Genomic DNA, 19,909 nt, shown 5'->3' on the forward strand with positions numbered 1-19,909 from the left:
GCTGAACGCGCTCGTCCTCGAACGCCGGACGGGCTGAAACGGGGCGTAGCCCCGGATGTACGGGACGGGCAGGGGCGGAGGGGGCGAGAAAACCACCCGCCACCCCCTACGCCCACAACTGTCCCTGCAACGTCTCGATCGCTTCCTCCGTGGTCGCGGCCGTGTAGACCCCGGTCGACAGGTACTTCCAGCCCCCGTCGGCGACGACGAACGCGATGTCGGCGGACTCCCCCGCGGCGAGGGCCTTCCTGCCGACGCCGATCGCGGCGTGCAGCGCGGCCCCGGTGGAGACGCCCGCGAAGATGCCCTCCTGCTGGAGCAGCTCCCGGGTGCGGGTGACCGCGTCGGCGGAGCCGACCGAGAAGCGGGTGGTGAGGACGGAGGCGTCGTACAGCTCGGGGACGAAGCCCTCGTCGAGGTTGCGCAGCCCGTACACGAGGTCGTCGTAGCGCGGCTCGGCGGCGACGATCTTCACGTCGGGCTTGTGCTCGCGCAGGAAGCGGCCGACGCCCATGAGGGTGCCCGTGGTGCCGAGGCCGGCCACGAAGTGGGTGATCGAGGGGAGGTCGGCGAGGATCTCGGGGCCGGTGGTGGCGTAGTGGGCGCCGGCGTTGTCGGGGTTGCCGTACTGGTAGAGCATCACCCAGTCCGGGTGCTCGGCGGCGAGCTCCTTGGCGACGCGTACGGCGGTGTTGGAGCCGCCGGCCGCGGGCGAGGGGATGATCTCCGCGCCCCACATGGCGAGCAGCTCGCGCCGCTCCTGCGAGGTGTTCTCCGGCATGACGCAGACCATGCGGTAGCCCTTGAGCTTCGCAGCCATGGCCAGCGAGATGCCGGTGTTGCCGGACGTCGGCTCCAGGATGGTGCAGCCGGGCGTCAACCGGCCGTCCTTCTCCGCCTGTTCGACCATGTGCAGTGCCGGCCGGTCCTTGATGGAGCCGGTCGGGTTGCGGTCCTCCAGCTTGGCCCAGATACGCACGTCCTGGGACGGCGAGAGCCGCGGCAGGCGCACCAGAGGGGTGTTGCCCACCGCGGCGAGCGGGGAGTCGTAACGCATCGGTGATCAGAGCCCGATCAGACCATGCCGCCGGCGACGGCCGGCAGGATCGTCACGTTGTCGCCGTCGGTCAGCTTGGTGTTGATGCCTTCGAGGAAGCGGACGTCCTCGTCGTTCAGGTAGACGTTGACGAAGCGGCGCAGTTCGCCGCCGTCCACGATGCGGGCCTGGATGCCCGTGTGCCGGGTTTCGAGGTCGGCGAACAGCTCGGCGAGGGTCTCCCCGCCGCCCTCGACGGCCTTCTGGCCGTCGGTGTAGGTGCGGAGGATGGTGGGGATGCGGACCTCGATGGCCATGGTTGCGGGCTCCTGTCGGGAGGAAAGTCAGGTCGGTGGGCGCGCGGCAGCGCGGTGGATCAGGGTGTACGCCGGTTTGCGGAGCCGCGGCTCACGGCCGTACGGCGGCAGGGATCAGCGCGTACAGATGGCGCTCTGCAGCCGGCACAGGTCGACGTGCAGCCGCGCCACGAGCAGCATGCCCGGCGTCTTGTCGCTCACGTCGTGGGAAACCATGGGGTCATCGTATCGATTCCCGGTCCGGGTCCCGGAGTCTGATCTCAGATGCTGGATGAATTCTGACCGAAATACGGGACCGTCGCGCGATTACGGGGGCTGTGTACGCCTCCACGCCGGACTCAGTAGGCCTCCACCACCTTGATCTCCTCCTCCGTCACCACGCCCTCGACGATTCGGTACGAGCGGAACTGGAAGGGTCCGGCGTCGTCCGAGTCGGCCGTGGAGACGAGGACGTAGTGCGCGCCGGGCTCGTTGGCGTAGGCGATGTCGGTGCGGGAGGGGTATGCCTCGGTCGCGGTGTGCGAGTGGTAGATGACGACGGGTTCCTCGTCGCGGTCGTCCAGCTCGCGGTAGAGCTTGAGCAGGTCGCCGGAGTCGAACTCGTAGAACGTGGGTGAGCGAGCGGCGTTGAGCATCGGGACGAACCGCTCGGGGCGGTCGGTGCCCTCCGGGCCCGCTACGACGCCGCATGCCTCGTCGGGGTGGTCCTGGCGCGCGTGTTCGACGATCTGGTCGAAGAGGGCCTGGGTGATGGTCAGCATCTGGCCAGGATAAGCAGAAGGCCGCCCCGTACCGACGCGTGGTACGGGGCGGCCCACATGGTGAACCGGAGGGGTCAGCCGGTCTTCTCGAAGACCGGGTCGCGGCGCTCGGCGACCTGCGGGTTCCGCACCTTGAGGATGGCCCAGCCGATGCCCAGGGCGGCGGCCCAGACGGCCATCACGTACAGGCAGACGCGGGAGTCGGCGTCGTACGCGATCAGGCAGGTGACGAAGAGCAGGAAGACGACGGCGACCCAGCTGAACTTCGCGCCGCCCGGGGCGGGGAAGGCGGAGGCGGGCAGGCGCCCGGCGTCGACCGCGCGGCGGTACCGGATGTGGCTGATCAGGATCATCAGCCAGGTCCAGATGCCGGCGGCGGTGGCCACCGAGACGACATAGCCGAATGCCTTCTCGGGGACGACGTAGTTCAGGACCACGCCGATGCCCATGAAGAGCACGGAGACGGTGATGCCGAACGCCGGGGCCCTGGTCGAGGAGAGCTTGTTGAAGATCTTCGGGGCCTCGCCGTTGTCGGCCAGGGTGCGCAGCATGCGGCCTGTGGAGTACATGCCGGAGTTGCAGGAGGAGAGGGCGGCGGTGAGGACGACGAAGTTGACGATGCCCGCGCCGGCCGGGATGCCGATCTTCGCGAAGGCCTCCACGAAGGGGCTGACTCCTGGTGCGAACTCCGTCCACTTCACGACGCAGAGGATGACGGTGAGGGCGCCGACGTAGAAGAGGGCGATGCGCCAGGGCAGGGTGTTGATCGCCTTGGGGAGGGTCTTCTCAGGGTTCTCGGACTCGCCGGCCGTGACGCCGACCAGTTCGACCGCGAGGTAGGCGAACATGACGCCCTGGAGGGTCATCAGGGAGGAGCCGATGCCCTTGGGGAAGAAGCCGTCGAACTCCCAGAGGTTGGAGACGGCGGCGGTGTCACCGGCCGCGCTGAAGCCGAAGGTGAGGACGCCGAGGCCGATCACGATCATGCCGATGAGTGCGGTGACCTTGACCATCGAGAACCAGAACTCGATCTCGCCGAAGAGCTTCACCGAGATCAGGTTGGCCACGAAGAGGACGACCAGGAAGACCAGCGCCGTCACCCATCGATGGACCGACGGGAACCAGTAGTGGACGTAGATCGCGGCGGCGGTGAGTTCCGCCATGCCGGTGACGACCCACATCAGCCAGTACGTCCAGCCGGTGAAGTAGCCGAAGAACGGGCCGAGGAACTCGCGGGAGTACTCCGCGAAGGAGCCCGAGACCGGGCGGTAGAGCAGCAGTTCGCCGAGCGCCCGCATGATGAAGAAGATGATCACGCCGGCGAGGGCGTACATGAGGATGAGGCTGGGTCCGGCCTTGGCGATGTTCGCCCCGGCGCCCAGGAAGAGGCCGACGCCGACGGCGCCGCCGATCGCGATCATCTGGACCTGGCGGCTGCCGAGCCCGCGCTCGTACCCCTCTTCGGGGGCGTCGCCGCCCACGGCCTCACTGCCGGCACGCGGCTCGTCGGTCTGGTCGACCTGCGACGAGGTCATGTGTGGTGCGCCTTTCTCCATGCCGGTCCGGGCCAGTCATCTGGCCTCGGATCGGGTTCCGATCCCCCCGGATACGTGGAGCTGTGCCTGGCCGGCGATCCGCCGGCTCGGTGGCGCACCCGACCGGACCTGGGTGGTGTCCTGTCGGGCGGTCGTGAAGATTTATCACGGCCGCAATGTTGACCGACGGGGGGTCGTGTTGCGCACACCACAGAAAGACCCGGACAAACGACGAACCGCGCCCCATAGGGCGCGGTCATGGTGACGTGATCGTTATCCGCATTTGAGCGTCCTCTGAGCGAACGCGGACGCCGAAGTGGATCAGGGCATCAGGGCTTCGACGAGCGTCTTCTGAGCGAACGCGGGCCCGCCGCGACTCAGGGCATCAAGGCTTCGACGAGCGTCTCCTGGAGGCCTCCCAGCCATAGATACGCCATCACCATCGGCTTGCGCGGGTCCTCGTCCGGCAGGCGGTAGAGGAGGTCGGTGTCCTCCTCGTCGACGACGTCGAGCCGGGAGCCGATCGCCAGGCGCAGGTCGTTCAGGGCGCGCAGCCACTGCTCGGCCTCGTCGGCGGACAGCTTGACGACCGCGCCGCCGTCGCCGGAGGACACCGCGTCCAGTGAGCGGACCACCGTGAGGGCGTTCTCGCGCTTGCCCGCGCGCAGGTCGTTCTCGGTGAAGCGGCGGAATTCCGAGGAGTAGGCGCGCTGTTCCTCGGCCTGCTCGGGCGAGTGGGCCTCGACGTCGGGGCCGCTGTAGGCGTCGGGGAAGAGGCGTTTGAGGACGGGGTCGGAGGGCGGCTCGCTGGGGCCTTCGGCGAACAGTTCGGCGAGCGGGTCGTCGGGGGCGTTCTCGGCGGGCCCGGGACCGATGAGCTCCAGGAGCTGGACGGCGAGGGAGCGGATGATGGAGATCTCGACCTCGTCGAGCGCGACGGCCGCGCCGCCGCCGGGGATCGGTTCGAAGTGTCCAGGCATGAAGTGAGTTCGCTGCTTCCGGTCCTGCTCGCGGGTTTCCAGGGCTCGGGCTATTTCCGGTCCTGCTGAAGGGTGGCCCACAGACCGTAGCCGTGCATGGCCTGTACGTCGCGCTCCATCTCCTCGCGGGTTCCGCTGGAGACGACCGCCCGGCCCTTGTGGTGGACGTCCATCATGAGCTTGGTGGCCTTGTCCTTGGTGTAGCCGAAGTACGTCTGGAAGACATACGTCACGTAGCTCATGAGGTTGACCGGGTCGTTGTGGACGATCGTCAGCCAGGGAACGTCCGGCTCGGGTACGGCGAAGACCTCCTCCGCCGACTCGGTCTTCTCGGTCTCTAGGGGTGCGGGAGCCGTCACACGGCCCATGCTGCCACCAGAGGGGGGTGCTCGCACAAACGGACGCCACAAACCGCGACATTGGACCATCCACAAATCGTCAGAGTGACGAGATGGGGGTACGATCCGGTCCTATGCAGCATCCCCCGGGGGACAACCCCCGGACCCCCGGCCGACGCTGGGGGCGCCCGGAGCGATATCGCGAGGAGAGCACAGTGAACCCAGCGGACCTTGGGCTGCCGGTGGACGTTCCCTCTACGGCGCTCTTCACCGACCAGTACGAGCTGACGATGCTGCAGGCCGCCCTGGCGGCGGGGACGGCCGAGCGGCGCTCGGTCTTCGAGGTCTTCACCCGGAGGCTGCCCGAGGGGCGGCGCTACGGGGTCGTGGCCGGCACCGGACGCGTTCTCGACGCCGTGGAGAACTTCCGCTTCGACGCGGACGTCCTCGGCTTTCTGCGCGAGCGCAAAATCGTCGACGAGCCGACCCTGGACTGGCTCGCCGGCTACCGCTTCGGCGGCGACATCTGGGGTTACCCGGAGGGCGAGGTGTACTTCCCGGGCTCGCCGGTCCTGCGGGTCGAGGGGTCGTTCGCGGAGTGCGTGCTCCTGGAGACGGTGATCCTCTCCATCCTCAACCACGACTCGGCGATCGCTGCCGCCGCCTCCCGGATGGCCTCGGCGGCGGGCGGGCGCCCGCTGATCGAGATGGGCGCCCGGCGCACCCACGAGCTGGCCGCCGTGGCCGCCGCACGCGCCGCGTACGTCGGCGGCTTCACGACCACCTCCGACCTGGCGGCCGGTTTCCGCTACGGCATCCCGACCGTGGGCACGTCCGCGCACGCCTTCACCCTGCTCCACGACCACGAGCGGGACGCCTTCCAGGCCCAGGTGAACTCGCTGGGCCGGGGCACCACGCTGCTCGTGGACACGTACGACGTCGCGGAGGCGGTCCGGCTGGCCGTCGAGGTCGCCGGGCCCGAGCTGGGCGCCGTCCGCATCGACTCCGGGGACCTCCTGCTCGTCGCGCACCGGGTGCGCGAGCAGCTGGACGAGCTGGGCGCGACCGGCACGCGGATCGTCGTGACCTCCGACCTGGACGAGTACGCGATCGCCTCCCTGGCGGCGGCGCCCGTCGACGCGTACGGCGTCGGGACCCAGCTGGTGACGGGATCCGGCCATCCGACCTGCTCCATGGTCTACAAGCTGGTCGCCCGCGCCGAGTCGGCGGACCCGAGGGATCCGCTGGAGGCGGTGGCCAAGAAGTCCTCCGGCGGCAAGACGTCCATCGGCGGGCGCAAGTGGGCCGCGCGGCGCCTGGACGAGCACGGGATCGCCGAGGCCGAGGTGATCGGCGTCGGTCCGGTGCCCGCCGAGCTGGCCGACCGGCAGCTCCTGGTCGAGCTGGTCAAGGGCGGTCAGGTCATCGCCCGCGAGCCCCTGGACGTCGTACGGGAGCGGCACGCGGCGGCCCGCGCCAGCCTGCCGCTGTCGGCGGCCCAGCTCTCGCGCGGGGAGGCGGTCATCCCGACCGAGTACGTCTGACGTACGCCGTACGGCCATGGAGCGGGCGCATGAACAACCGGTGAGCGGGAATGCAACGGCCACGCCCCCCGTGCACCGCACAAGCGCCCCCTCCACACCCCCTGAGGCACGGCGCAGCAGCCGAATGCACCCTCCCGGAGTGCACTCGAAGTCTCTAGGCTCGGTAACCCACAGGCCGGGCCCCCCTTTTCCGACGCCACCGATCGCCCGCCGAGCCGAAGGACACCGCCCATGCGCCGCGCCTTGATCGTCGTAGACGTGCAGAACGACTTCTGCGAGGGAGGCAGCCTCGCGGTGGCCGGGGGTGCCGACGTGGCCGCCGCCATCACGGAGCTGATCGGGCAGGCGCCCGCCGGCTACCGCCATGTCGTGGCGACCCGCGACCACCACATCGCCCCCGGTGGCCATTTCGCCGACAACCCGGACTTCGTCCACTCCTGGCCCGCGCACTGCGTGGCCGGCACCGAGGGCGTGGGCTTCCACCCGAACTTCGCCCCGGTCGTCGCCTCCGGTGCGATCGACGCCGTCTTCGACAAGGGCGCGTACGCGGCGGCGTACAGCGGCTTCGAGGGCGCCGACGAGAACGGCGTGACGCTGGCGGACTGGCTGCGGGCCCGGGAGATCGACGAGGTGGACGTGGTGGGCATCGCCACCGACCACTGCGTACGCGCCACCGCCCTGGACGCCGCCCGCGAGGGCTTCCGTACGCAGGTGCTGCTCGATCTGACGGCCGGAGTGGCCGTGGAGACCACCACCCGTGCGCTGGAGGAGCTGCGGGCCGCGGGCGTGGAGCTGACCGGCAAGCCGGTGGTCTGAGCGCCCGCCAGGGCCCGCAGGGAGCCCCTAGAGGCCTTGGGGCGCCGCGGGTCTGCGCATCAGCGCCCGGATCGGGTGCCACAGCTCCTGGACGAGCTCCGGGCCGATGGTCGCGCTGACGGCGACACCGTTGTCAGGGACCGGTGCCGTGCGCCATATCAGGCCGTCGGGGTGGTGCAGGACCGCGGTGATCTCGTCCGGGGTGGGCGGCTGGGCGTTGCCCCGCAGGTACACCGCGCGCATGCCCAGGTTGCGCAGCCGTGTCAGCGCGCGGGCCCGGTTCTGGGCCACCACGAGTACGCGTACGGAGCCGGCGCCCGAGCTGTAGGCGCCGGACGGGCTGGGCAGGTTCAGCGCCACCACCACGCTGCCGTTCGGCAGCTTGCAGAAACCTCCTGCGGCCATGAAAAGTCACACCCCCGTGCGGTCCGGTGTCAATAAGGGAATCACAGGACGCACCTAAACACGATCGGCCGCGACCCGCCAGGGGGTCACGGCCGATCATGCTCTGACCTGGGGAAATGCCGTTTACTTCACCGCAGGGGCGACCTGGAGCGAGATCGTGGAGCCGTTCGGGGCCTCCTTGACGATCGTGATCTTGGTGTTGGTGTCAGTGATCTTGACGCCCGCGAGCGGGGTGCTCGTGTCGTAGTAGGTGCTGGTCCGGTCGTTGAAGACCGAGACGCCCTTCTTCGACGGGATCTTCGTCGCGACGTCCGCCTTGTGCAGCGTGAGGCCGTCGGTGCGGTACAGGCTGAAGGGCGAGTCGTAGGACTGGATACGGCTGCGCATCAGCGTGCCGTCCGACCACTTCAGCGCGGTCGGGTGGGCGTCGACCGGCAGCACCAGACCGGTACCGGGGTGCTGGCTGGTGTTGTTGTCCGCCTGGGAGGTGTCCCACTTCCAGATCAACAGGCCGTTCTGGTACGGGAAGTGCTCCACCCAGTCCGGACGGGTCGTCGAGAAGCCGAAGTTGTACGGGCCGACCTTGAGGGTCTTGTCGTACGACACGTACTGGCGGTTCTCGGCGATGTAGTACTGCGGGTAGTCGTCCGTGATGGCCGCGCCGATACGGGAGAAGCCGTCCGCCGTCCAAGCCGCGTCCGCCGTCTCCGCGTTGTCGGCGAAGAGCGCGACGCCGTCCGCCGTCACGGAGATCGAGTCGGCCGCGAAGCCCTTCTGGGCCACGCCGCCGTCGGTCGCGTAGCGGAAGCGCAGGCCGATGTTCTGGCCCGCGTAGGCGTCCAGCGGGTACGACAGCTTCGTGTACGCCTCGGTGGTGCCGTCGAGCGCCGGCTTGCCGCTGCCGTCACGGCTGATGGCCGCGCCGTTCGCGGTGCCGTCGATGGCCGTCCAGGAGGCGCCGCCGTTGGTGGACACCTCGGTGTAGAGGTAGTCGAAGCCCGCCTCGATGTCCCACCAGCCGTCGAGGGTCAGCGTGGCCGCCGACTTGCCCGTCAGGTCGACGAGACGCGTCAGCGTGTTGGAGAGGTCGTCGCCGCTGCCGCTCCACCACTGGGTCGCGCCCTGCGCCGGTTCGACGATCTCGTTGGTGACCGTCTTCTCGGGCAGTTCGACCACGAGCGCCTGCGCGTTCTTGGTGTTGTACTCGGCGACGCCCAGGGTGTGCTTCGACTTCGTCGCGGCCTTCGCCGTGTCGTAGTTGAGCCAGCCGAGCTGCAGCTTGTCCCAGGCGGTCATGTCGCCGGGCAGGTTGCCGATCTCGCCCTCACCGGTGCCGAGCCAGGAACCGGACGACATCAGCGTCCAGAAGCCGGTGGAGTTCTCGCCGCCGCTGGTGTCGTAGTGGTCCGGCAGACCGAGGTCGTGGCCGTACTCGTGGGCGAAGACGCCGAGTCCGCCGTTCTCCGGCTGAATGGTGTAGTCGCCGACCCAGATGCCGGAGTCGCCGATCGCGGCGCCGCCGAGCTTGTTGCCCTCGGGTCCGGTCGCACCGGCGTCGGTGCCGAACGCGTACCAGCGGTGGGCCCAGATGGCGTCCGCGCCCTGGGCGCCGCCGCCCGCGGACTCGTCCTCGCCGGCGTGCACGATCTGGAAGTGGTCGATGTAGCCGTCGGGCTCGTTGAAGTTGCCGTCGCCGTCGAAGTCGTAGCGGTCCCACTGGTCGTACTCGGCGAGCTGCGCCTTGATCTCCGCGTCGGTCGCGCCTGCTGCCTCCTGCGCCGCGACCCAGGCGGTGACGCCGTCCTGCACCGCGTACCAGGCGCCGGTGTTCGCGTCGTTGGAGCCGTAACGGGCCTCGTTGTAGGGGACCTTGACCCAGTCCGAGACCTCGCCGTCGACCGAGTAACGGCCGGACGACTGCTTCTCGTAGTACGTCTTCATCGAGTCGACACCCTTGCCGGTGCCGAAGTAGAGCTCGTTGAAGTGTTCCTGGTTGTAGTCCGCCTGCCAGGCCGTGCTGTTGTCCTTGGCGGGGTCCGGCTCGGCTATCTCGTTGTGCAGCGGACCGACCGTGCCGCCGTAGCGGGGGTCGACCTGGTCGCCGAACTCGACGAGGATCGTGAAGATCTTGTCGGTCTTCTCGCGGGCGAGCTCGACGTACTTGCCCTTACTGAGCTGCACCACCTGCGAACCGTTGCGCTCCTGCGCCGTGGCCTCGCCGGATATGACCTGCTGAAGGGCCTCTTCGCGCTGAGCCGCCTCGCTGTCCGTGAACGGGCCCTTGAGGTCGTGCTCGGTGTCGCTCGCGGCGGGTGCCGCCGGGTCACGGCGGTCCACCGTCGGGGCCGGCGCGCCGGCGTCGGCCTGCGCCACGGCGAAGGTCGAGAACGTGGCAGTGGCCGCCGCGAGGGCAACGCCCACCGCCGCCCCTCTGAACGTCCATGATCTGCTGGTCACTTGATGTCCTCCCTCGCGCCCGCGCGGATGGAGGGGGTCCAGGTCATGGGGTCCGCGCGCGTATACGCGTGTCAAGTGACGACATTGGATCGGAGTTACCAAAGAAAAGACAGATCTTGACTTGAACCTGGCAACTGCACTATGTGGAGCAGACGTTCACCGTCCGGAGGTCCACCGCACCGCTCAACGGGCGCGCCCGCCCGTCCACTTGCTGGACGTGATGACTCCGTGCGCCCCCTGTGCTCCGGCACCGTGGGTTAGGTCACGCTTACCGGGCGTTCCAGTCGGGCATGCAGGCGAATAGAGTCGGCTGGCGGCACGTCGGGATTCCGATGGATTGCCAAGTCGACACCGTTGTCGGCCCCCGATTCACAGCCTCACCCCCAATGCTTCATCCGCCCCCTCCCCCATCGCGAGAGGCACCCGGGGGGAGCACCCCCAGCCGAGGAAACGATTGCCATGCCTCGAACGACAGCCTTGCCTCGTCCGACCGCCGCACAGCTCGCCTACGGTTCCTGCACCGTGATCCTCTCCACCCTCGCCATGCTGCTGCTGTCTCAGACGAGTTCGGGCGTGGGGATCGTGGCGATCACCCTCTCGGCACTCGTTCTCGGACTCCTCGTCGCCCTGACGGTTCCGCTGCCGAAGCCCGCGCGTACCGTGCAGGTGCCCGTCGTGCCCGTGCTGGCCAAGCGCGTCCCGGCGCAGCGCGAGACCGCGTCCGTGGCCGCCTCAGGGGCCTCCGAGCCCGTACGGGAGCCGGCGAACCCGTAATCCCGGGAACCCGAAGAGCGTCACCGCATACGAGAACCGGCGGGCCCGTGTTTCACGGGCCCGCCGGTTCTCGTTGCCGGTCGAGTGGTCAACCGGTGCTGACCACCACCGTCTTGGCGGCCTTGTCGTGCAGGCCCTGCTTGTAGGGCTTGTCGAAGAAGCTCCAGCCGCCCGCGATCGCGGTCCAGATGCACGCGCAGCAGAACGCGAACGGGATCCACAGGACCAGCGAGCGGATCAGCGTGGTCTGCACGGAGGGCGTGGCGCCGTTGTCGAGGTTGGCCACCCGCTGCTTGAACAGCCGCTTGCCGAGGGTCTGTCCCGTGCGGCTGATCATGACGGTGTCGTAGCCGATGTAGAGCACGGCGGCGACGAGCGACTGCCCGAAGGACTTGCCGGTGTCGATCTTGTCCGTGTCGTACTCGGTGACCCCGAACGCCCACGACAGCAGCCACACCACGACGCCCACGATGATCATGTCGATGATCCGCGCCAGGACCCGCTTGCCGCTGTCCGCGAGCGGCGGCATACCGGCGAGCGGATCGCCGCCGTAGGGGCCGCCCGCGCCGTAGGGATCGCCACCCCCGCCGAATGGGGGCGGTGGCGGCTGGTCGCCGGGTGGCGGGGGCTGACTGCCGTACGGGGGGTCGTACGGGGAGCCGCCGCCCTCGTCGGGCGGGGGCTGCTTCTTGAACGGGTCGTCGTCCGGTGACCGGCCGGAGCCCGGAGGCGGCGGTTCGCTGCTCATGGCCCGAGTGGACCGCGAACCCTCCGGCTCCGCATCCGGCGAGCGGCCGTCCGGGCTACCGGATCGGGTACGTCCGATGCGCCACCGCCCTGTACGTCCGCTGCGGCGGCGCTCCTTACGACCGCGCCGCCACGAAGGTGTGGGCCGCCTTGTCGTGCCAGCACTGGCGCCACGGCTTGTCGAACAGGCACCACAGGACACCGATGACACCGACACCGAGGACGCCCGTGACGGCGTAGACGAGCCAGCGGCGCAGGGCCGAGCCGAAGGTCGGGGGTTCGTGGCCCTCGATGTCGCGCACGTCGATACCGCACAGCTTCTTTCCGAGGGTCCGGCCCCAGCGGGCGGTGGGCAGCACGTCGTAGAGGACTCCGAAGAGGAGCAGGACGGCGAGGACGATCCCGAGGTAGCCGGCGGTCGTGCCGTCCAGCAGCCAGACCGTGACGGTCTCGCCGGAGAGCTTGGCCGCGTCGACCTTCTCGTCGATGTGGTCGATCGCCTTGGTGCCCAGCGGTACGGCGGCCACCGCGGTGACACCGGCGAGCACGACGGTGTCCACGAGCCGCGCGGCCAGCCGCCTGCCCAGGCCCGCGGGACGCGCCGCCGACTGCCTGCGCGCGGCGGCCGTGAAGATGTCCTCGACCGGCGGCTTCCAGGGCGCGACGGGCTGCCCCTCCTCACCCGCGAGCCGGTGCACCTGCTGGGCCCAGGAGGGCTGTCCACCGCCGATGCCGGACGTCGTGGGGGTGCCGCCGATCTGCTGGGGGACGGCGGGGTTCTGCGCGGCGACGGGAGCGGGAGCGGGCTGGGCGGTCGCGGCTTGGGCCGCCTGGGCGGCGGCGGCCTGGCCGGCTGCGAAGCCGCCACCCGCCGAGGAGGCGGCCGGGCCCGGGCTCCCGGGCTCCGGCGCCGTGCGCGGGGAGACCGGACGGAAGGTCATGGTGCCCTCGGAGGGGAGGTCCTCGGCGCCGGACGGGCCCTCGGCACCGGACGGCCGCACCGGTCCGGTCGGGCGCCGGAACACCACGCTGCCGCCGGACGCCGGGTGGTGGGGGCCGGCCGAGTCCGCGGGCGGGATCGTCGCCGTGCCGTCCGTACGGGAGGACCGGCCGTCGGGCTGGACGACCGGGCCGGCCGGGTCCGAGGCCCGGGGCACACGCGGATCGGCGGTTCCCGGGGGCGAGCCCCAGGACACCCGGCGGTCCGGTCCGCGGCCGAAGCCGGACTGCTGGGAGCGGTCGGCGCCCCACGCGGCGGCGGGCTCCGGACGGCTGCCGTGCTGGGCCTCGGCGGGACTCACCTGCCGGGCGCCGCCGGACGGTTGCGGATCCTCGTCGAAGAAGAACGGCCCGGTCTGCTCGGCGAGACCCGGGGCCTGCGCCTGCGACTGTCCCGGCGTCTGCCCCTGCGCCTGTCCCTGCGCGGGCACGGACGCCGAAGGCGTGGCGGGAGGTACGCCGTCGGACGGCGCGGGCCGGCTCGTACCCGGTACCCAGGCGGCACCGTTCCAATACCGGACATATCCAGGAATGGAGGGATCCGGGTAATACCCTTCGCGGGGCCTGTCGTCACCGGGTGCCGGGGTTGGGGCGCTCATGTCCGTCGTCCCGTATCTGCTCGGGGGCTTCTTGGGGGATCCACATCTATCAGACCGGCGCACCCACCACTGCCGCTCCCGCCGTACCCACCCCGTTCGTGCATGGATCTGCTACGTCCGCGGACAACGCGAGAAAACTTCTGGGAACCCGCGTAATGATTCCGCCTTCACGCGCTCTCCACTCGTACGGGCCCGCCCACAGGGCCCCCTACGAGAAGGGAAACGCATCGACATGCACACCGTGGTGGAACGCGAACTGGAGCTCAAACTCGTCCTGTCGCCAGAGCGCAGCATCCCTGTCCCCGCTCGGCTCAGCTACCGCACCGACGATCCGTACGCCGTCCACATCACCTTCCACGTCGGCTCCGACCATCCGGTCAGCTGGACCTTCGCCCGCGAACTGCTCGTCGAGGGGGTGTTCCGGCCGTGCGGGCACGGCGATGTGCGGGTGTGGCCGACGAAGGTCGCGGGCCGCGGTGTCGTGCTGATGGCACTCAGCTCGCCCGACGGCGACGCGCTCCTCGAAGCGCCCGCCGCGCAGGTCTCCGCCTGGCTGGAACGCACCCTCCGGGCGGTCCCCCCGGGCTCTGAGGCGGAGCAGCTCGGCATCGACGACGGCCTCGCCGAGCTGCTTGCCCCGACTCCGGCCGACGACCTGTGGCTGCGCGACCCGTGGCCCTCGGACGAGTCCAAGGACGGGGAGTAGGCCTGGGTCTCAGAAGAGCTTGCCCGGGTTGAGGAGCCCCAGCGGGTCGAACGCCGCCTTGATCGCGCGCTGCATCTCGACGCCGACGGGGCCGATCTCGCGCGCCAGCCACTCCTTCTTCAGGACGCCCACGCCGTGCTCGCCGGTGATCGTGCCGCCGAGCTCCAGGCCGAGGGCCATGATCTCGTCGAAGGACTCGCGGGCGCGCCGGGACTCCTCGGGGTCGGAGGCGTCGAAGCAGACGGTGGGGTGGGTGTTGCCGTCGCCGGCGTGCGCGCAGACCCCGATGGTCAGGGCGTACTTGTCGGCGATGCGCTCGATGCCTTCGAGCATGTCGCCGAGCCGGGAACGCGGCACGCACACGTCGTCGATCATCGTGGTGCCCTTGACCGCTTCGAGCGCGACGAGCGCCAGCCGCCGTGCCTGGAGCAGGAGTTCGGACTCGGCCGCGTCTTCGGCCGGTACGACCTGGGTGGCGCCGGCGGCCTCGCACAGGGCGCCGACCGCGGCGAGGTCGGCGGCCGGGTCGTGGGTGTCGAAGGCGGCGAGGAGGAGGGCCTCGGTGGTCTCCGGGAGGCCCATGTGGGCCAGGTCGTTGACGGCTTTCACCGTCGTACGGTCCATCAGTTCGAGGAGGGACGGCACGTGACCGCCCTCCATCACCTTGACCACGGCGTCGCAGGCGGCCCGCGCCGAGGGGAACTCCGCGGCCAGCACGAGCTGCTGAGGAGGCTGCGGCTTCAGCGCGAGAGTCGCCCCTACTACGATGCCGAGCGAGCCCTCGGAGCCCACGAAGAGGCGGGTGAGGTCGTATCCGGCGACGCCCTTCGCCGTGCGGCGGCCGGTGGTCATGAGCCGCCCGTCGGCCAGTACGACGTCGAGGCCGAGGACGTACTCGGCGGTCACCCCGTATTTGACGCAGCACAGGCCGCCCGAGGCGGTGCCGATGTTGCCGCCGATCGTGCACATCTCCCAGCTGGAGGGGTCCGGCGGGTAGTACAGGCCGTGTTCGTTGACGGCGCGGGAGAGGGTCGCGTTGATGACGCCCGGCTCGACCACGGCGATCCGGTCGACCGGGTTGATCTCGAGGATCCGGTCCATCTTCACCAGGGACAGCACGATGCAGCCGTCCGAGGCGTTGGCGGCGCCGGACAGGCCGGTGCGGGCGCCCTGCGGGACGACCGGGACGCGCAGTTCGGTGGCGATGCGCATGACGTGCTGGACCTGCTCGACGGTGCGGGGCAGGACGACGACGGCCGGGGTGCCCGCCTCGCAGAAGCTCGCCATGTCGTGCCCGTAGGAGGCCGTGACGTCCGGGTCGGTGAGGACGGCTTCGATCGGCAGGCCGGCGAGGAGGCGGTCGACGAGGTTGCCGGTCACCTCGTCACGCGGGGCTTCGATACGGCTCATGATCACAGCCTCGCACCCGGGGCCATCGGTGTGAACCCCGTCTGCGTCACCCGACGCATGCCGTGATGTGGTCTTCGTACTGACGCACAGTGAGCGCCATGGAGATCGAAGAGCAGCGACCGGGGACAGCGCGGCCTCAGGATTCCGAGCCTCCCGGGTCCCGTTTCTCCCCCTTCGTCAAGCGCGCCCTGATCGGCGTCGTCGCCGGAGGTGTCGTACTCGGCGCGTTGCTGTTCCTGCTGCCCTCGGCGGGGCGGGACCCGGCGCCGCCCGCTCCGGGTCCGGTGGCGCGGGCACAGACGGCGGTGGGCTCCGGGGTGCCCGCCGCACTGCCCGATCTGGCGGCGCTCATCGGCGACCGCGAGACACATCTGCGGGCCCATCCGGGCGACGGCCAGTCGTGGGCCGTGCTCGGTGCGACCTATGTGGAGCAGGCGCGGCGGACCGCGACGCCCGCGTACTACCCGAAGGCCGAGCAGGCGCTGCGTACGTCGCTGAGGACCCGGCCGAAGGGGAACGCGGAGGCGCTCGACGGCCTCGCGGCGCTCGCCAACGCCCGTGGTGACTTCCGGGAGGGGAAGAAGTGGGGCGAGGCGGCCGTGAAGCTGTCGCCGAAGCGCTGGACGACGTATCCGCTGCTGATCGACGCGTACACCGGCCTCGGCGACTACAAGGCGACCCGCAAGGCCCTCGACAAACTGCTGGAGCTGCGCTCCGGGCCGACGGTGCTGGCGCGGGCGGCGCGGGTCTACTGGGACCGGGGCTGGCGTGAGGACGCGGCGGCCGCCGTCGCCGTCGCGGCGACGCGCGCGGCGACCCCCTCCGAACAGGCGGCCTTCCTCCAGCAGGCCGGCGAACTGGCCTGGGAGCGCGGCGACCGCGAGCAGTCGCTGGGCTACTACGAACGCGCGCTGAGCACCGACCCCGAGGAGTACGGGGCGCACGCCGGGCAGGGGCGCGCGCTGGCCGCACTGGGGCGCACGTCGGAGGCGCTACGGGCGTACCAGACGGCGCTCGCCAAGCGGCCCGAGCCGCGGTACGCGCTGGAGCTGGGCGAGTTGTACGAGAAGCTCGGCGTCGAGGGCGCGGCACGCGTCCAGTACGACCTACTGCGGGAGCGGGTGCGCCAGGAGGCCGCCGGGGGTGTGGACGACGGGCTGGTCCTCGGGCTCCTCGAGGCGGACCACGGCGACACCGCGACCGCCGTGGCGCTGCTGCGCGAGGAGTGGAAGCAGCACCCCGGGATCGCGGTCGCGGACGCGCTGGGCTGGGCGCTGCACCGGGCCGGTGAGCACGAGGAGGCCCTGAAGTTCGCCACGATGGCCATGGACAAGGAGCACGGCGGCGGCGTACGCAGTGCGCTGTACGCCTACCACCGCGGCGAGATCGAACGCTCCCTGGAGCGGTACGGTCCTGCCCGCCGCCACCTCGCCGAGGCCCTGCGCATCAACCCGTACTTCTCGCCCCTGCTCGTCCCGGAGGCGGAGGCGGCGCTCGACGCGCTGGGTGAGCCTTCGGCGGAGGAGGGGCCGGGTGAGCCGGCGGAGGAGACTGCGGCTTCGGAGGAATCCTCGGCGGAGCCCTCGCGGGCCGCCGCCGCTACAGGTTCCCCCGCCTCTCCTGCTCCCGCTCGATCGCCTCGAACAGCGCCTTGAAGTTGCCCTTGCCGAAGCCCATCGAGCCGTGCCGTTCGATGATCTCGAAGAAGACGGTCGGACGGTCCTGGACCGGCTTGGTGAAGATCTGCAGCAGATAGCCGTCCTCGTCACGGTCGGCGAGGATCTTCAGTTCGCGCAGGGTGTCGACGGGGACCCGGGTGTCGCCGACCCACTCGCCGAGGGTGTCGTAGTAGGAGTCCGGGGTGTCGAGGAACTGGACCCCGGCCGCGCGCATGGTGCGTACCGTCTCCACGATGTCGCCCGAGTTCAGCGCGATGTGCTGGACGCCCGCGCCGCCGTAGAACTCCAGGTACTCGTCGATCTGGGACTTCTTCTTGGCGATGGCGGGCTCGTTGATCGGGAACTTGACCTTGAGCGTGCCGTCCGCGACGACCTTCGACATCAGCGCGCTGTACTCGGTCGCGATGTCGTCGCCCACGAACTCCTTCATGTTCGTGAAGCCCATGACCTTGTTGTAGAAGCCGACCCATTCGTTCATACGGCCGAGTTCGACGTTGCCGACGCAGTGGTCGATCGCCTGGAAGGTGCGGTGGGCGGGCGGTTCGACGATCGGCGCTGCGGCGGTGAAGCCGGGGAGGTAGGGGCCGTCGTAGCCCGAGCGCTCGACCAGGGTGTGCCGGGTCTCGCCGTAGGTGGCGATCGCGGCGAGTACGACCGTGCCGTTCTCGTCCTTCAGCTCGTACGGCTCGGCGACGGAGCGGGCGCCGTGCTCGACGGCGTAGGCGTACGCGGCGCGCGCGTCCGGGACCTCGATGGCGAGGTCGACGACGCCGTCGCCGTGCTCGGCCACATGCGAGGCGAGGAAGTGGCCCCAGGTGGTGGCGGGCTTGATCACGGAGGTGAGGACGAAGCGTGCCGAGCCGTTGGTGAGGACGTACGAGGCGGTCTCGCGGCTGCCGTTCTCCGGTCCGGAGTAGGCGACGAGCCGCATGCCGAAGGCGGTGGAGTAGTAGTGCGCGGCCTGCTTGGCGTTGCCGACGGCGAAGACGACCGCGTCCATTCCCTTGACCGGGAAGGGGTCTGCCTGCCGGGCGGTGTCGGGAGTGCGGTGCTCTGTGGTCTGGCTCATGTTCGCAGGCTCCCCCCGCATGGCAAGGTGCGCAATAGTTGGCGTATTCGCTGGACATTGTGTTCAGGCGGTCGCCTATTTCGGCGGGCGGTATGTACAAGGTGACCATCCTGGAGGACCCCATGGCGATCGATCATCTGGACGGCGGGCTCATCGTGCTGCTCGCCGAGGAACCGCGTATCGGCGTCCTGGAGATGTCCCGGCGGCTCGGCGTCGCGCGCGGCACGGTGCAGGCGCGGCTCGACCGGCTTCAATCGAATGGAGTCATCCGGGGGTTCGGGCCGCAGGTGGATCCGGCCGCGCTGGGATATCCGGTCACGGCGTTCGCGACCCTGCAGATCAGGCAGGGGCAAGGCACGGACGTACGAGCCCACTTGGCCACCGTGCCCGAGGTGCTGGAGCTGCACACCACCACGGGCAGCGGCGACATGCTGTGCCGGCTCGTCGCCCGCTCGAACGCCGATCTCCAGCGCGTGATCGACCGGGTTGTCGGTTTCGACGGCATCGTCCGGGCCTCCACGGCGATCGTCATGGAGAACCCCGTTCCGCTGCGGATCATCCCGCTGGTGGAGCAGGCGGCGACCGAGCAGTGACCTAGGACCGGGTGACATGAAGGAGGAGGGGTTCGTGAGGGGCGGCTGACGCCTCGCGCGGGCGAGGACCGGTAGCAGGGCGGGTTCCAGCAGGGGGTTCCGGCAGCAGGGCGGGTTCAGCAGCTCGGGACCGAGCCGGTTCCCTTCTCGAGGGCCACCAGGGAGTCGACCGCTCCCTTGAGGGTGGTCACCGGAATCAGCCGCAGCCCCTTGGGCAGTTCCGTCTGAGCGTCGGAGCACTCCGCCTTCGGGACCAGGAAGACCGTCGCGCCGTCGCGCCGGGCGGCCTGCGTCTTGAGGGCGACGCCGCCGACCGCGCCGACCGTGCCGTCGGCGTCGATCGTGCCCGTACCTGCGATGGTGCGTCCGCCGGTGAGGTCGCCGCCGCTGCCGTCGCCGTCCAGCTTGTCGACGATGCCGAGCGAGAAGAGCAGTCCGGCGCTGGGGCCGCCGACGTCGGCGAGCCTGAGGGTGACCTTGACGTCGTCCTTCTCGCCCAGGTACGAGAGTGCAGCCTCGGAAGCCGTGTCCTGCGACTCCTTCATCTGGTCCGCGTTGTGCTGCTCGATCTCCTTGACACTGTCGCCGCTGGGATAGACCGAGTCACGCGGCATCACGGCCTGGTCCGTACGGAACCAGGCATCGAGTACGTCCCCCAGGTGGACGCTCGCATCCGGTCCGGTCGCCTCGATCGTCGTCATCCGAAGCTGCCCGGTCGTCTTGCGGGTGGCCGCGCCCGTGATCGTGATCACCGGGTCCCCCTTGTTCTCCCCGAGCACATTCGCCGTCATCCCCGGCTGCGTCAGCGAGAACGGCAACGGCGCGAACACCGCCACCGCCAGCAGAGCCACAACGGGCACAGCACAGACGGCAACGGCCTTGGGGCGCGTGAGACGAGAGAGCACGGGGTCAATCTAACGTGAGGCCGCAAACGTCCCAGCTGTGGGCTGTGTCCGGCATGGCTGTGGGCATGCGTGCCCGCCGCAACCGTCGTAGCTGTGGGCATGCGTGCCGCCGCAACGGTCGTAGCTGCGGGCATGCGTGCCGCCGCAACCGTCGTAGCTGCGGGCACGCGTGCCGCCGCAACCGTCGTAGCTGCGGGCACGCGTGCCGCTAAGGGCGGCACCCGTCCCATAAGAGCGGC

General features: G+C 70.1%; 20 protein-coding genes. 6 read left to right on the forward strand and 14 right to left on the reverse strand.

What is annotated here, in order from left to right; genetic code table 11:
• Positions 1–106 precede the first annotated feature (106 nt).
• The 7 genes from ACFVKT_RS19440 to clpS all read right to left on the reverse strand — a co-directional run bounded on the left by ACFVKT_RS19440 (position 107) and on the right by clpS (position 4,997).
• Entirely contained in the window at positions 107–1,057 is a 951-nt protein-coding gene (locus ACFVKT_RS19440) for a PLP-dependent cysteine synthase family protein (protein WP_385733001.1), read from the reverse strand.
• 17 nt (positions 1,058–1,074) lie between these two features.
• Positions 1,075–1,353, reverse strand: a complete 279-nt coding sequence (locus ACFVKT_RS19445; RefSeq protein WP_365430405.1) for a MoaD/ThiS family protein — start codon at positions 1,351–1,353, stop codon at positions 1,075–1,077.
• 114 nt (positions 1,354–1,467) lie between these two features.
• On the reverse strand, positions 1,468–1,569 hold the full coding sequence (locus tag ACFVKT_RS19450) for a putative leader peptide (protein WP_313904860.1): 102 nt from the start codon (positions 1,567–1,569) through the stop codon (positions 1,468–1,470).
• A gap of 122 nt (positions 1,570–1,691) precedes the next feature.
• The gene (locus tag ACFVKT_RS19455) at positions 1,692–2,114 is read right to left on the reverse strand and encodes a Mov34/MPN/PAD-1 family protein (RefSeq protein ID WP_385733004.1); all 423 of its coding nucleotides are present in this window, start codon (positions 2,112–2,114) and stop codon (positions 1,692–1,694) included.
• A 74-nt stretch (positions 2,115–2,188) separates the two neighbouring features.
• The gene (locus ACFVKT_RS19460; RefSeq protein WP_385733006.1) at positions 2,189–3,649 is read right to left on the reverse strand and encodes an amino acid permease; all 1,461 of its coding nucleotides are present in this window, start codon (positions 3,647–3,649) and stop codon (positions 2,189–2,191) included.
• A 377-nt stretch (positions 3,650–4,026) separates the two neighbouring features.
• Positions 4,027–4,629, reverse strand: coding sequence for a DUF2017 domain-containing protein (locus ACFVKT_RS19465; protein ID WP_385733008.1), 603 nt, complete (start codon positions 4,627–4,629; stop codon positions 4,027–4,029).
• A 50-nt stretch (positions 4,630–4,679) separates the two neighbouring features.
• Positions 4,680–4,997 carry an ATP-dependent Clp protease adapter ClpS gene (gene clpS / locus ACFVKT_RS19470; RefSeq protein WP_384375623.1) on the reverse strand — a complete coding sequence of 106 codons (318 nt, stop codon included), beginning with the start codon at positions 4,995–4,997 and terminating at the stop codon, positions 4,680–4,682.
• 185 nt (positions 4,998–5,182) lie between these two features.
• Between clpS and ACFVKT_RS19475 the strand changes: the two genes are divergently transcribed.
• Together ACFVKT_RS19475 and ACFVKT_RS19480 are read left to right on the forward strand one after the other, a co-directional pair.
• The gene (locus ACFVKT_RS19475; protein ID WP_385733010.1) at positions 5,183–6,511 is read left to right on the forward strand and encodes a nicotinate phosphoribosyltransferase; all 1,329 of its coding nucleotides are present in this window, start codon (positions 5,183–5,185) and stop codon (positions 6,509–6,511) included.
• 231 nt (positions 6,512–6,742) lie between these two features.
• Positions 6,743–7,327, forward strand: coding sequence for an isochorismatase family protein (locus tag ACFVKT_RS19480; RefSeq protein ID WP_385733012.1), 585 nt, complete (start codon positions 6,743–6,745; stop codon positions 7,325–7,327).
• 27 nt (positions 7,328–7,354) lie between these two features.
• Here ACFVKT_RS19480 and ACFVKT_RS19485 read toward each other — a convergent pair whose 3' ends face one another.
• The gene (locus ACFVKT_RS19485) at positions 7,355–7,732 is read right to left on the reverse strand and encodes a hypothetical protein (protein WP_385733014.1); all 378 of its coding nucleotides are present in this window, start codon (positions 7,730–7,732) and stop codon (positions 7,355–7,357) included.
• Positions 7,733–7,855: 123 nt separating this feature from the next.
• Positions 7,856–10,189, reverse strand: coding sequence for an immune inhibitor A domain-containing protein (locus ACFVKT_RS19490; RefSeq protein WP_385733016.1), 2,334 nt, complete (start codon positions 10,187–10,189; stop codon positions 7,856–7,858).
• Positions 10,190–10,666: 477 nt separating this feature from the next.
• Here ACFVKT_RS19490 and ACFVKT_RS19495 point away from each other — a divergent pair, with 477 nt between their 5' ends.
• Positions 10,667–10,963, forward strand: a complete 297-nt coding sequence (locus ACFVKT_RS19495; RefSeq protein WP_385733198.1) for a hypothetical protein — start codon at positions 10,667–10,669, stop codon at positions 10,961–10,963.
• A gap of 88 nt (positions 10,964–11,051) precedes the next feature.
• Here ACFVKT_RS19495 and ACFVKT_RS19500 read toward each other — a convergent pair whose 3' ends face one another.
• Positions 11,052–11,711 (reverse strand): RDD family protein, encoded by a 660-nt coding sequence (locus ACFVKT_RS19500; protein ID WP_385733018.1) that lies wholly within the window; start codon positions 11,709–11,711, stop codon positions 11,052–11,054.
• A gap of 115 nt (positions 11,712–11,826) precedes the next feature.
• Positions 11,827–13,308, reverse strand: coding sequence for an RDD family protein (locus ACFVKT_RS19505; RefSeq protein ID WP_385733020.1), 1,482 nt, complete (start codon positions 13,306–13,308; stop codon positions 11,827–11,829).
• A 232-nt stretch (positions 13,309–13,540) separates the two neighbouring features.
• On the opposite strand from ACFVKT_RS19505, the gene ACFVKT_RS19510 reads away from it, so the two are divergent.
• Positions 13,541–14,014 (forward strand): SsgA family sporulation/cell division regulator, encoded by a 474-nt coding sequence (locus ACFVKT_RS19510; RefSeq protein ID WP_385733022.1) that lies wholly within the window; start codon positions 13,541–13,543, stop codon positions 14,012–14,014.
• 9 nt (positions 14,015–14,023) lie between these two features.
• On the opposite strand, the gene ACFVKT_RS19515 is transcribed toward ACFVKT_RS19510, so the two are convergent.
• Positions 14,024–15,430 (reverse strand): FAD-binding oxidoreductase, encoded by a 1,407-nt coding sequence (locus ACFVKT_RS19515; protein WP_385733025.1) that lies wholly within the window; start codon positions 15,428–15,430, stop codon positions 14,024–14,026.
• Positions 15,431–15,522: 92 nt separating this feature from the next.
• Here ACFVKT_RS19515 and ACFVKT_RS19520 point away from each other — a divergent pair, with 92 nt between their 5' ends.
• Complete coding sequence (locus ACFVKT_RS19520) at positions 15,523–17,079, forward strand: tetratricopeptide repeat protein (protein ID WP_385733027.1); 1,557 nt, start codon at positions 15,523–15,525, stop codon at positions 17,077–17,079.
• Here the strand turns inward: ACFVKT_RS19520 and hppD are convergent.
• Positions 17,024–18,172 carry a 4-hydroxyphenylpyruvate dioxygenase gene (gene hppD, locus ACFVKT_RS19525; protein WP_385733029.1) on the reverse strand — a complete coding sequence of 383 codons (1,149 nt, stop codon included), beginning with the start codon at positions 18,170–18,172 and terminating at the stop codon, positions 17,024–17,026. The genes ACFVKT_RS19520 and hppD overlap by 56 nt on opposite strands.
• A gap of 122 nt (positions 18,173–18,294) precedes the next feature.
• Here hppD and ACFVKT_RS19530 point away from each other — a divergent pair, with 122 nt between their 5' ends.
• Positions 18,295–18,765 (forward strand): Lrp/AsnC family transcriptional regulator, encoded by a 471-nt coding sequence (locus ACFVKT_RS19530; protein WP_365430905.1) that lies wholly within the window; start codon positions 18,295–18,297, stop codon positions 18,763–18,765.
• Positions 18,766–18,881: 116 nt separating this feature from the next.
• Here the strand turns inward: ACFVKT_RS19530 and ACFVKT_RS19535 are convergent, their stop codons facing one another.
• Complete coding sequence (locus tag ACFVKT_RS19535) at positions 18,882–19,670, reverse strand: S16 family serine protease (protein ID WP_385733031.1); 789 nt, start codon at positions 19,668–19,670, stop codon at positions 18,882–18,884.
• Positions 19,671–19,909: the final 239 nt, after the last annotated feature.

The organism is Streptomyces sp. NPDC127595, from assembly GCF_042671685.1.
Taxonomy (GTDB): Bacteria; Actinomycetota; Actinomycetes; order Streptomycetales; family Streptomycetaceae; genus Streptomyces.

Coding starts and splice junctions, on each gene's coding strand:
- ACFVKT_RS19460 (WP_385733006.1), bottom strand. CDS start 3,649: ATGACCTCGTCGCAGGTCGACCAGACCGACGAGCCGCGTGCCGGCAGT.
- clpS (WP_384375623.1), bottom strand. CDS start 4,997: ATGGGCCGTGTGACGGCTCCCGCACCCCTAGAGACCGAGAAGACCGAG.
- ACFVKT_RS19445 (WP_365430405.1), bottom strand. CDS start 1,353: ATGGCCATCGAGGTCCGCATCCCCACCATCCTCCGCACCTACACCGAC.
- ACFVKT_RS19520 (WP_385733027.1), top strand. CDS start 15,523: ATGGAGATCGAAGAGCAGCGACCGGGGACAGCGCGGCCTCAGGATTCC.
- ACFVKT_RS19440 (WP_385733001.1), bottom strand. CDS start 1,057: ATGCGTTACGACTCCCCGCTCGCCGCGGTGGGCAACACCCCTCTGGTG.
- ACFVKT_RS19455 (WP_385733004.1), bottom strand. CDS start 2,114: ATGCTGACCATCACCCAGGCCCTCTTCGACCAGATCGTCGAACACGCG.
- ACFVKT_RS19530 (WP_365430905.1), top strand. CDS start 18,295: ATGGCGATCGATCATCTGGACGGCGGGCTCATCGTGCTGCTCGCCGAG.
- ACFVKT_RS19450 (WP_313904860.1), bottom strand. CDS start 1,569: ATGGTTTCCCACGACGTGAGCGACAAGACGCCGGGCATGCTGCTCGTG.
- ACFVKT_RS19465 (WP_385733008.1), bottom strand. CDS start 4,629: ATGCCTGGACACTTCGAACCGATCCCCGGCGGCGGCGCGGCCGTCGCG.
- ACFVKT_RS19505 (WP_385733020.1), bottom strand. CDS start 13,308: ATGAGCGCCCCAACCCCGGCACCCGGTGACGACAGGCCCCGCGAAGGG.
- ACFVKT_RS19500 (WP_385733018.1), bottom strand. CDS start 11,711: ATGAGCAGCGAACCGCCGCCTCCGGGCTCCGGCCGGTCACCGGACGAC.
- ACFVKT_RS19510 (WP_385733022.1), top strand. CDS start 13,541: ATGCACACCGTGGTGGAACGCGAACTGGAGCTCAAACTCGTCCTGTCG.
- hppD (WP_385733029.1), bottom strand. CDS start 18,172: ATGAGCCAGACCACAGAGCACCGCACTCCCGACACCGCCCGGCAGGCA.
- ACFVKT_RS19480 (WP_385733012.1), top strand. CDS start 6,743: ATGCGCCGCGCCTTGATCGTCGTAGACGTGCAGAACGACTTCTGCGAG.
- ACFVKT_RS19485 (WP_385733014.1), bottom strand. CDS start 7,732: ATGGCCGCAGGAGGTTTCTGCAAGCTGCCGAACGGCAGCGTGGTGGTG.